Source organism: Desertibacillus haloalkaliphilus (assembly GCF_019039105.1).
Classification (GTDB): domain Bacteria; phylum Bacillota; class Bacilli; order Bacillales; family KJ1-10-99; genus Desertibacillus; species Desertibacillus haloalkaliphilus.
On record NZ_JAHPIV010000206.1, the window covers coordinates 1 to 411 of the forward strand.

Sequence of the window (411 nt, forward strand, 5' to 3'; positions counted from 1 at the left end):
CTTCACACTCCATGCGTTGTATGTCAAAAGCGTGCCCGGATAAACCGGAACCTGCTTTTCAATTAAATAAGCAAGCGTGTGGCCCGTTTGCCACCCGACACTTGCTGCCAAGTCTTCAAATGCCAAGGTGCGAACTTCTTCAACACCTGGGAAATCGCGACCTGACTCAATATAGTCTGCCATGTAGATAATTTGGCTCAGCGTCGTCATGTATGGCGCACCAGTTGTGTGCTGACGAATTGCTGTCAGGATATCTTCGTTTTCAATGCCTAGCTCATCCTTCACCATTTCGGCGCCGACGATACCATGCCAAACGTTGTTTCCCCAATTAACCAAATCTGGATCCAATTGCTTTTCGACAATCTTCGCCAAGAAATCTGCATCAGAGCGTTCCTTGGCGTAATCATGCGT

Annotated in this window: 1 protein-coding gene; it reads right to left on the reverse strand. The window is 47.9% G+C overall.

From position 1 onward, the window contains the following. On the reverse strand, nt 1-411 hold a 411-nt coding region (gene yqeK / locus KH400_RS21575), incomplete at both ends, for a bis(5'-nucleosyl)-tetraphosphatase (symmetrical) YqeK (RefSeq protein WP_217228142.1).